This window comes from Chlamydiota bacterium (assembly GCA_016178055.1).
Lineage (GTDB): Bacteria > Auribacterota > JACPWU01 > JACPWU01 > JACPWU01 > JACOUC01.
The window spans coordinates 39,045-49,367 of sequence record JACOUC010000013.1; the positions used below are offsets into that span (position 1 = coordinate 39,045).

General features: G+C 40.5%; 10 protein-coding genes. 2 read left to right on the forward strand and 8 right to left on the reverse strand.

The window, feature by feature from the left end:
- Positions 1-420: 420 nt before the first annotated feature.
- From HYS07_01865 to rpsU, 7 genes are all read right to left on the reverse strand, one after another.
- On the reverse strand, positions 421-594 hold the full coding sequence (locus tag HYS07_01865) for a Trm112 family protein (GenBank protein ID MBI1869921.1): 174 nt from the start codon (positions 592-594) through the stop codon (positions 421-423).
- The gene (locus tag HYS07_01870) at positions 591-2,270 is read right to left on the reverse strand and encodes a putative DNA binding domain-containing protein (GenBank protein ID MBI1869922.1); all 1,680 of its coding nucleotides are present in this window, start codon (positions 2,268-2,270) and stop codon (positions 591-593) included. The genes HYS07_01865 and HYS07_01870 overlap by 4 nt, the downstream gene beginning before the upstream one ends.
- 13 nt (positions 2,271-2,283) lie before the next feature.
- Positions 2,284-3,147 carry a dTDP-4-dehydrorhamnose reductase gene (gene rfbD, locus HYS07_01875; protein MBI1869923.1) on the reverse strand — a complete coding sequence of 288 codons (864 nt, stop codon included), beginning with the start codon at positions 3,145-3,147 and terminating at the stop codon, positions 2,284-2,286.
- Positions 3,148-3,265: 118 nt separating this feature from the next.
- Positions 3,266-4,270 carry a dTDP-glucose 4,6-dehydratase gene (gene rfbB, locus HYS07_01880; protein MBI1869924.1) on the reverse strand — a complete coding sequence of 335 codons (1,005 nt, stop codon included), beginning with the start codon at positions 4,268-4,270 and terminating at the stop codon, positions 3,266-3,268.
- 166 nt (positions 4,271-4,436) lie between these two features.
- On the reverse strand, positions 4,437-5,177 hold the full coding sequence (locus HYS07_01885; protein ID MBI1869925.1) for an NTP transferase domain-containing protein: 741 nt from the start codon (positions 5,175-5,177) through the stop codon (positions 4,437-4,439).
- 61 nt (positions 5,178-5,238) lie between these two features.
- Positions 5,239-6,168: a flippase-like domain-containing protein gene (locus HYS07_01890; GenBank protein ID MBI1869926.1), complete on the reverse strand. Its 930-nt coding sequence runs from the start codon at positions 6,166-6,168 to the stop codon at positions 5,239-5,241.
- Positions 6,169-6,200: 32 nt separating this feature from the next.
- Positions 6,201-6,371, reverse strand: coding sequence for a 30S ribosomal protein S21 (gene rpsU / locus HYS07_01895; GenBank protein MBI1869927.1), 171 nt, complete (start codon positions 6,369-6,371; stop codon positions 6,201-6,203).
- Between the two features lie 194 nt (positions 6,372-6,565).
- Here rpsU and HYS07_01900 point away from each other — a divergent pair, with 194 nt between their 5' ends.
- Positions 6,566-6,862 (forward strand): hypothetical protein, encoded by a 297-nt coding sequence (locus HYS07_01900; protein MBI1869928.1) that lies wholly within the window; start codon positions 6,566-6,568, stop codon positions 6,860-6,862.
- 2 nt (positions 6,863-6,864) lie between these two features.
- On the opposite strand, the gene HYS07_01905 is transcribed toward HYS07_01900, so the two are convergent.
- Positions 6,865-7,782 (reverse strand): homoserine kinase, encoded by a 918-nt coding sequence (locus HYS07_01905; protein ID MBI1869929.1) that lies wholly within the window; start codon positions 7,780-7,782, stop codon positions 6,865-6,867.
- A gap of 195 nt (positions 7,783-7,977) precedes the next feature.
- Between HYS07_01905 and HYS07_01910 the strand changes: the two genes are divergently transcribed.
- Entirely contained in the window at positions 7,978-10,260 is a 2,283-nt protein-coding gene (locus HYS07_01910; protein ID MBI1869930.1) for an aconitate hydratase, read from the forward strand.
- The last annotated feature ends 63 nt before the right edge of the window (positions 10,261-10,323 follow it).

Below are 10,323 nucleotides of genomic sequence, written 5' to 3' on the forward strand. Positions count from 1 at the left end.
AATCTCCACATCCGCAACCAACACTGACCCCTTTTTTATTCATATTAAGCCGTTACTAAAGTGCTCAAACTATTTAACCCAGATTTTGCAATAGACGCGAGAACCGAGACGCAAAAGCTTGAGCCGAATAGCCTTGAAGAAAACGTAGACGTACATGATAGTGTACGTCGAGGCTTTCTGAAAGGCTAGGCGGCCAAGATCTTGCGTCGAATTCCGCGGCCTATTGCAAATTCTGGGTTTAATTGTTCTTCGTGTGCCAAAGAAGCAACGGCATAAAGAGGCCTGGAATCTATTTTCTCAAAAACAGAATAGGGATAGAGTGAAAATTGATCAAGCGTTTCATATTTTGGTCAAATATCAGACTAATATTAATATAAATGGTCCTATTTCAGATGTAATATGAAATTTTTTGGTTAAAAATCAAGGTTTTACTGATGTTCCCATCTCCGCCTCTTCCACCAGCATCACAGGGATTCCTTCTTTAATGGGGTAGCGCCGGCCGCAAGATTTGCAGCAGATTTTTTCATTTTTAAGTTCAATATCGCCATGACAGGCAGGGCAAGCTAAGATTTCTAAAAGCTCTTTGTCGATCATAAACGTTTCTCCTTTTGATTTTTCAACTTCCAATATCCTCCTCGATCGCTCCCAATCCTTTCAAGCACCCCTTCTTTTCTTAATTTTTGGATGTATTCCTTCACAGTTTCTCGGCTGATTGAAAGCTTTTGGGCAATCATCTCGCGCGTTATAGTGGGATCTTCCTCTACAACCCTTAAAATCTTTCGAGAAAGAGAAACTTTACCCTGAACTTCTGGGGGGTTTATCTGGGGGGTCTTCTGGGGGGTATTTTTAAAAGGTTCTGGGGGGATAGATATCCCATAATTCCTTTTCTCCTCAACCCTCTTCCAATAACCTCCTCGATCACTCCCAATCCTTTCAAGCACCCCTTCTTTTCTTAATTTTTGGATGTATTCCTTCACAGTTTCTCGGCTGATTGAAAGCTTTTGGGCAATCATCTCGCGCGTTACAGTGGGATCTTCCTCTACAACCCTTAAAATCTTTCGAGAAAGAGAAACTTTACCCTGAACTTCTGGGGGGTTTATCTGGGGGGTCTTCTGGGGGGTGTTTTGGGGGGTCTTCTGGGGGGTCTTTCGATAAACAGTGATTAAAAAACCGTCTTGTACTTCTTTAAATTTAGGGGATTTAAGACCGTATTTTTTAAAAGCCTCGATCACTCTTTTAATACCTGATCCATATTTTTCAATCATTCCGGCTTCTTTAAATAAATCAGCAATTTGCTTATTTCGAATGGTAGAGACGTAGTCCCCTTTGATTAATTTGGAAATAGTCAGTCCGTGGGTGAGCCGGCCCGGATTATAAAATTCTATCCTGTCATCAAAAATTTTGATAACAGAGTCCGATGATTTAGAATAATCTCTGTGAACGATGGCATTAATGATAATCTCACGCAAGGCTTCCAAAGGATATTCCCATCTTTCTTGTCGTTGAGCATTCCCCGAAATGATGTACTCCTTATTCAAATGCTTCTTAATAAAGCCTAACACACCTTCAAGTTCTGAAAAAAGATCTGTCTTAATCCTGATACTATCCTTAATAAGGGTCTCTGTTTGAAATCGGCCAATCTCAATCGCACTTAAAAGTGACTCCTCCTTCATAAAGAGCAAGAAACAAGCATGAGATATTTTTCCTGATCTGAGCAATTCGAATTTTCTAAGGACCGAAAGGGCATCATCGGTTATTGGAGTATCTTTATTTTGATTAACTAGATGTATAAATTTATCTACTTTTTCTAAAGAAATATCTTCCATGGAATGGCTGGGATCTAAGTGGTAATCCCAGCTAGAATTAAAAGTTTGAAGATGGATTCTCACCACCTCATCAACCCCCATCACGTGATTTGAATTTTTAACCCGTTTATAATATCTCCCTCTAAACGAAACGGGTTTGACAGGATATTCTTCTATGCTAAAAATCAAAATTTCTTTACCAGAATAACTCAGAGTTTCAATATCTGGGAAAAGAGAAGGATTTGTTTTATTTTTAATTTCATTGATCCATCCTTGCAGGGTTTCTTGAACAATTTTAAGACCGCCGATTTTCCCGTCATCACTCACCCCTAGAAAAATCTTTCCTCCTTTTGTATTAGCAAATGCACAAAGGGTTTCGATCACTTCATCGCCAAAGTTCTTTTTGAATTCAATACTTTGGGATTCTCCCATTCTTAAAATATTTTTTATCTTTTTTATATCCATAAAAAATTCTATTTTATTTCGATTCTTGACTTAAATATGCCTCTAACCCCACCTGCCAAAGCCTCATAAAATATCCCTCTCCTTCAAGTTTAGCATTTGAAAGAACAGAATAGGAAGGTCTTTGGGTAGGGGAAGGAAATTCTTCTGATTGAACAGGCTTCACGGGGACATTTCCTAAACCTGCTCTTTTTAAAATCTGGACTGCAAATTCATACCAACTGCATACACCGCTATTCGTGATATGGAAAACCCCTCGAATGCCTCCTTTTATAAGGAAGCAAAGGGCTTTTGCCAAATCCAGGGAATAAGTTGGAGAACCTATTTGATCTGTGACGACCTTGAGTTCTTTTTGAGAATCGAGGCCATATTCATGAGCCCGTTCAACAATTTTATCAACAAAATTGGGACCCTTCAGGCCGAAAAGCCAGGATGTTCTTATTAATAAAAAATCCTTTATACAGGTCAAAATTTGTTTTTCGCCTTCGAGTTTTGAACGCCCATAAGCATTGAGTGGATGGGTAAGGTCTTCTTCGACATAGGGATTTTTCTTTTTTCCATCAAATACATAATCGGTGCTGAAGTGAACAAGCTTTATTTTTCTTTCTTCACAAGCCCGAGCCAGAATACCGACCGCCTCCCCATTGATTCTTCGAGCTTGATCAAAATTTGTCTCACAAAGATCAACCTTGGTATAGGCAGCTGCATTGATCAAAATGGAAGGATGTTCTAACTCTAAAATCTTTATCACTTGATGAGAATCAGAAATATCTAGATCGTGATGATTGAGGGGAATCACCTGAAATTCATCTTTCAAAACCTCAACTAAATCCGAACCCAGCATGCCGCTGGCACCCGTGATCAATATTTTTTGTTTCATAACAGTTGTGGATCACAAACATAAAATTCAAAGTGAAAATTGTAAAGTTTAACTTGTAGAACCAAGTTTTTAATCAATGACTACCTATATTTTGCATTTTGCATTTTAAATTTTTCATTTATCTTAGCTCATACTGCTTCTTATAATACTCTTTGAATTCGCCTGTTTTAATTTTCTTCCACCAATCACCATGGTCCCGATACCAATCGATCGTACCATGCAAAGCCTCTAAAAACGAAGATTTCGGCTGCCAGCCAAGACTTTTTAATTTATCCGCATTTAAAGAATAACGCCGATCATGGCCCAGGCGATCCTTAATAAATTGAATGGAACTCTGTGGCTTCCCCAAATAACGAACCATCTCCTGAGCAATTTCAATATTCTCTCGCTCGTTCCCGCCCGCAATATTATAGACCTCCCCATCCTGGCCCTGCCGAATCACATGATCAATTCCGGAGCAGTGATCTTCCACATAAAGCCAATCTCGAATATTTTTGCCATCCCCATAAACAAGAATAGGTTTTCCTTCTAATAAATTGGAAACCCCCAAAGAAATAAATTTTTCCGGATATTGATAAGGGCCAAAATTATTGGAAGCTCGGGTAATGATCACAGGCAGCTCATAGGTGGCCCAGTACGAATAGGCGAGCCGATCCGCCCCTGCCTTACTCGCTGAATAGGGATTACGCGGCATTAAAGCATCTGTCTCCCTGAAGGAACCAGATTCAATACTGCCATAAACCTCATCGGTAGAAATCTGAATAAATTTTTTGACACCATATTTTCGGGCGGATTCCAAGAGGGTATACGCCCCAAAAACATCCGTTTGAATAAAATCAGTCGGGTTTGCAATCGATCGATCCACATGAGTCTCGGCAGCAAAATTGACAACAACATCAATTCCTTTTTTAAAAATAGCCTCTACACAAACTTGATCCGCAATATCCCCTTTAACAAACTGATAGCGAGAATCATCTTCAACATCTCTTAAGTTTTCAAGATTACCCGCATAGGTCAATTTATCAAAATTAATCACCTGTGTATCACTGTGATTTTTTAAAAGATAATGGACAAAATTAGAACCAATGAAACCTGCTCCACCGGTAATGAGATACGTTGACATATTTTTTGCCTCCTTGGCCATGGAAATCCAAAAATCAAACATCAAAAATCAAAATGACAAATCAAAACTCAAAATATCTCCCTTGCAATGGCATTAGAAATTTTGGATTTTAGGTTGTCATTTTGCATTTTGACTTTTGATTTTTAAATTAACTCTATGCTAAACCTTAACCAACCAAATTTTGTACAACGACCCTTTTTTCTACAACCAGTTGACTGGCTCGATAAAGGGATTCGAATGTCCCTGCATCTGTCCACCATCCACTCAAAAGATCATAGGTGATCGTCCCTTGTTGGATATAGGCATTGTTCACATCTGAAATTTCAAGCTCACCTCGCCCTGAAGGTTTTAAAGTTTTGGCAATTTCATAAACTGTTGGATCATACATGTAGACACCCGTGACAGCATATTGGCTTTGAGGTTTTTTAGGTTTCTCATCAATTCGAATAATTTTTTTCCCTTCAAAGGCAGGAACGCCAAAACGTTCAGGATCAGGGACTTCTTTTAATAAAATTTTTGCCCCCTTTTCCTGTTTTGCAAAAGCCTTAACATATTCTTTAATTGATTGCTCAATAATATTATCTCCCAAAATAACCACAATCTTTTGACTGTCTGCAAAATGCTCTGTCAAAGAAAGGGCCGCGGCAATGCCTCCTTCTCCTTCCTGATAGGTATAATTAAGATCCTTCAAGCCAAACTCTTTGCCATTCCCCAAAAGCTTTAGAAAATCGCCCGCATGGTTTCCACCTGTCACAATCATAATATCTTCAATTCCTGCTTCGACCAAAGTCTGAAGTGGGTAATAGATCATCGGTTTATCATAGATGGGGAGAAGGTGTTTATTGGTGATTTTAGTGAGAGGATAAAGCCGAGTCCCCAGACCCCCTGCCAGAATAATCCCTTTCATAAAAGCCTCCTAAAAAAATTAATACATTCTACCAAATGCTTTTTCCACTCACCACTCACCATTAACCATCCTCAATTGATCCTTTTCGGTAAATCAGAGAAAGCGGAAAACCAACGAGGCTATACCCCAGAGAAATTAATCGATAAAAAATTGAGAGAAAAACAGCCGTCGCTCCATAAAGAGGATTCACCATCATAAAAAAGGTGCGGTACGCCCCCTCCCCAATCCCCCAACCCGCAAAGGAAACAGGTAAAGCACTGACACACCCAATCATGGGAATCAGAATGAAAAATTGCTTTAAGGGAATCTCCGTTATTCCGAGTCCCCTGGCCAAAACAAAATTGGCAATGACAAGCAAGCTCTGCACAAACAAAGATAAAATGAAAACTAAAACGGCTGCTTTTATATTATGGCGAATAGCCGTAAAAGCATCGTAAAATTTTTGGATTTTTTCCATCCAAGTCCATTTTTTAAAAAAATCTCTTAAACTGGAAAATTTTCTTAAAAAACCTAAATTCAAAAAAACGAGTAGTCCCAGGAAAAAAGACAGAGTACTTACGAGAACGACTTCTGCCGGTCTTGTCAAAACACCCTCTTTCAATGCGAGCAGGGCTCCAATCGTTGCCAAAATAAACATGGCCAAAAAACCAAAAACCCGATCGAGCAAAATAGAGGCAACCGCTTCAAATTTTTTGGAGGTCCCTTGGGCTGTATAGTAAGCCTTTACAACATCCCCACCGGTTAAACTCGGCATCATGTTATTAAAGAAAAGGCCAATGAAAAGAAGCTGAAGGGCTAAATTAAATTTTGTACGAATACCAAAAGAATGAAGTAAAATCCACCAACGCAAGCAACCCACTAAAAGAACAGCTCCATAAAGAAGCCCTGCAATGGAAAAACACCAGAAAGGCACGTCTTTAACAGCCTTAGATAAGGATTGAAAATCAATACCTGGACGGGTAAAGACATAAAAAAGGATCCCGCAGCTCACCAGGATCCTTAAAATATTTCCAACGAACTTTTTTATCGCTTCCTCCGAGACTCCTTCATTTTCCGGCGCTTTTTCTGACTGGGCTTCTCATAATGGCGATGCTGTTTTAACGACTTCATGATCCCCTCTTTATCAATCTTCTTTTTCAAGCGCCTGAGGGCCTTATCTACCGATTCATTCTTTTTCAAGATTACTTTGGTCAAGTCTTCTCCCCTTGCTAAATGCTAAATATTAGTAGAGGAATCTAGAATATACATTGATGAAAGTCAATCTTTTTTTCTTAAATGTAAAGCCAATTTAGAAATGTCACCTTTCTACCAAAAGTAGAAATGTCACCTTTTTTGTTTTTGTTGTTTTTAAAGAAGAATATGGGAAGCCCCGACCTTTAGACATCCTAATGGGAGGAAAGGATTGCGTCGCAATAGACCGTATTTTATGCGAAATTCTCAAACTGGATCCCCATAAGATTCCTACCTTAAGAGCAGCCGAAGAAATGAACGTGGGGTGCCAGGACTCTTCCAAAATTTCTATTGTTGGAAGTTCTATCCAGGAAGTTCAAGTGCAAGATTTTATTAAAGCCGAGCCGCTACCGATCCGATTCGAATTCTCCCACGGAATTCGAAACATCATCAAAAATCTTTATGAGCGATATATCAGAGGCAAAACTGCCTACGAAGCAATGGCTTTTCAATAGGATTATACTTCCTCCACCACTGCCCCCTGGCGAGAAATATTCAAAACCTTTACTTGAGCTTGAATTTTTTGATGATCTAACTGTTCCGTCAAAGCCTTGACAAGATCAGATGGAACATCATGATGATTAAGAAAGGTGAGAATCGAGGGGCCTGATCCACTGACAACCGTTCCACATCCTCCAGCTTCAGATGCCAGATCAAAGACTTTCTTCATTTTGGGGGTCAGGACAAAGCGATAAGGCTGATGAAGCCTATCTTTCACAGCCAGTTTCAATAAATCATACCTACCCGCAACTAAAGCTGCTGTCAAGAAAGAGGAACGACCCAAATTAAAGACAGCATCTCGAAAAGGAACCTTTTTAGGAAGGACCGCTCGAGCCTTTTTAGTCGAGAGCTTAAATTCTGGAATAGTCATAACCACTTGAAGCCCTACAGGAATAGGAAGCGCTAAAAAAACAACCTCTCTTCCTTCCAAAATAGAGAGAGATAATCCTCCAACCAAAGCGGGAACAAGATTATCAGGATGTTCCTCTAACTTTAAAGCCAACTGAAGAACCTCTTGATCCGAAAGAGATTTGTGAGAAATTTTCTGAGCAGCTAAAAGGCCACCAATGATCGCTGAAGCACTGCTTCCCAAACCTCGAGCCAAGGGAATATGATTAACCATTCGAACTTGTAATCCCTTAGGACGCGTCTTCCCACAAGATTTAAAGCCTAAATCCATAGCCTGAACAAACAAATTACTTCCATTCTTAGGTAATTCTTGAGCCCCTTCACCCTCAATCTCCACTGAAAGAGATTTCCCGGAAATGGAAATTTCAATTTCGTTAACTAGTTCTAAGGCAAGGCCTAAGGTATCAAAACCTGATCCTAAATTACTGGTTGAAGCAGGTACTTTGATTCGGATGGTCTTTCCCATACAAACTCCTTAAGAAAAATTGGGGCAATTGTACCAAAGAGAAGCAAAAAATAACATCAAAAATTGAAAAAGACAGAAAAAGGAAGAAAGAAAAGATGGGAAGAATTTCTCAATTCCTCACGACTCTGTTGAATTGAAAAAGATCCCATGCTATGCTTCTCCCCAATATTCCATTTAATGAGGAGAGATGTGGACATGGAAAAAGAAAATTTTATCCAAAATTTTTATTCAAATTTTGCTGATCAACTAAAGCTCGCTCGAAAAAAATTTAATCGCCCACTCACCTTGGCTGAAAAAATTCTCGCGACGCATGTTATAGATATAGAAACCCAAGAATTTAAAAAAGGTGAAAGTTATTTGGTTTTAAAGCCTGATCGTGTGGCCATGCAGGATGCCACGGCCCAAATGGCCATTTTGCAATTCATGTTGGCAGGTCGAAAAACAGTGGCCTCTCCTACCACCGTTCACTGTGATCATCTGATTCAAGCCCGAATAGGGGCTGCTCAAGATATGCAGCAAGCACTCAAAGTTAATAAAGAGGTTTATGATTTTTTGAGAAGCGCCTCTCAAAAATATGGCATCGGTTTTTGGAATCCGGGCGCGGGGATCATTCATCAAGTGATTTTTGAAAATTATGCCATGCCCGGGCTCCTTATGATTGGGACAGACTCACACACCCCCAATGGCGGTGGAATGGGCATGCTCGCCATCGGCGTGGGAGGTTCAGACGCAGCAGATGTCATGTCCGGTCTTCCCTGGGAAGTGAAATGTCCCAAACTCATCGGCGTTCATTTAAAAGGGGCTCTCAATGGCTGGACCGCCTCCAAAGATGTGATTCTAAAACTTTGCGGGATTCTCACTACCAGCGGCGGGACAGACAAAATCATTGAATATTTTGGGCCTGGCACACGTTCGATCAGCGCCACGGGTAAAGGGACCATCACGAACATGGGAGCTGAACTCGGAGCCACCACATCTCTCTTTCCTTATGATGAAAGAATTGCGACTTATTTAAAGGCAACACGCCGTGGAGAAATTGTCACAGTACTAGAACCTTTTCAAAAAGAGCTTCAGGCCGATCCCGAAATCGAAAAAAATCCCAAAGATTTTTTTGATGAAATTGTCGAAATTGATTTATCTACTTTAGAACCTTATGTGGTCGGCCCTCATTCTCCTGATGTAGCAAGGGCCATTTCACAAATGGCCAAAGAGGTGGATGAGAAGAAATATCCAAGCCATCTCTCGGCCGCTCTGATCGGGAGCTGCACCAATTCTTCTTATGAAGACATCGGACGGGCCGCCGCCGTCGCAGCCGAAGCAAAATCTTTGGGGCTCAAAGCGAAATCTTATTTTCTCATCACACCCGGCTCTGATCAAATTTATAACACGATTCAAAGAGATGGACAGTTAAAAACCCTCACAGAAATGGGTGGAACCGTTTTGGCTAACGCCTGCGGTCCTTGCATTGGACAATGGAAGCGAGAAGACATTAAACCTGGCACGCGTAACTCCATCATCACCTCTTTCAACCGTAACTTTCCTAAGAGGAACGATGGAAGCGCAGAGACACTGGCCTTTATTGGAAGTCCAGAGCTTGTCACCGCCATGGCACTGGCCGGCGATTTACGCTTCAATCCTCTCAAGGATACTTTAACGGCCCCTAACGGACAAAAAATAAAACTGACGCCCCCATCGGCCCCTGAACTTCCTTCCAAGGGATTTGTCGAGGGAGAACAGGGATTCATTCCCCCCATTCCAGAATCAGAAAGAGCAAAAATTGAGATTGAAGTTTCTCCTCAAAGTGAGCGCCTGAAACTTTTGCAACCTTTCGAAAAATGGAAGCCCCAAGATTTTGAGAAATTGGCCATTTTAGTGAAAGCCAAAGGACAATGCACCACAGACCATATTTCCCCAGCAGGTCCATGGCTCAAATATCGCGGGCATTTGGACAAAATTAGTGACAACATGTTTTCAGGAGCCATTAATTCTTTCAATGGAGAGACAGGCATTGGAAAAGATATTTTAGATGGGCAAATCAAGAATTTTTCTGCCACGGCTCGGCATTATCAAGCCAATCACCTGGGCTGGGTGGCTATCGGAGACCAAAATTATGGAGAAGGCTCGAGTCGTGAGCATGCCGCCATGTCTCCACGGCATTTAGGCTGCAAGGTCGTCATTGCTAAAAGTTTCGCACGGCTTCACGAAACCAATCTTAAAAAACAAGGGATTTTAGCTCTTAAATTTTCGAACCCCTCCGACTATGACCAAATCAAAGAAGACGATCGGATCAGCATTAAAAATTTAGCTCAATTAACCCCGGGAAAACCTGTTATTATGATCCTTCATCATGCAGACGGAAAAATGGAAATACTAGAACTCAAACATTCATTCACCCCGGATCAAATTGAATGGTTTAAAGCGGGCTCGGCACTAAACTTGATTCGTTCAAAAGAAAAAGAAATTAAAAGTGAAAAGTGAAAAATTAAAAGTTACAATCGAGCATCGAGAATCAACATATTTTTAAGGAGACTAACATGATTA

Bases quoted from the DNA above. Each gene is read 5' to 3' on its own strand.
- HYS07_01865 (MBI1869921.1), bottom strand. From the start codon at position 594: ATGATCGACAAAGAGCTTTTAGAAATCTTAGCTTGCCCTGCCTGTCAT.
- HYS07_01870 (MBI1869922.1), bottom strand. From the start codon at position 2,270: ATGGATATAAAAAAGATAAAAAATATTTTAAGAATGGGAGAATCCCAA.
- rfbD (MBI1869923.1), bottom strand. From the start codon at position 3,147: ATGAAACAAAAAATATTGATCACGGGTGCCAGCGGCATGCTGGGTTCG.
- rfbB (MBI1869924.1), bottom strand. From the start codon at position 4,270: ATGTCAACGTATCTCATTACCGGTGGAGCAGGTTTCATTGGTTCTAAT.
- HYS07_01885 (MBI1869925.1), bottom strand. From the start codon at position 5,177: ATGAAAGGGATTATTCTGGCAGGGGGTCTGGGGACTCGGCTTTATCCT.
- HYS07_01900 (MBI1869928.1), top strand. From the start codon at position 6,566: ATGGGAGGAAAGGATTGCGTCGCAATAGACCGTATTTTATGCGAAATT.
- HYS07_01905 (MBI1869929.1), bottom strand. From the start codon at position 7,782: ATGGGAAAGACCATCCGAATCAAAGTACCTGCTTCAACCAGTAATTTA.
- HYS07_01910 (MBI1869930.1), top strand. From the start codon at position 7,978: ATGGAAAAAGAAAATTTTATCCAAAATTTTTATTCAAATTTTGCTGAT.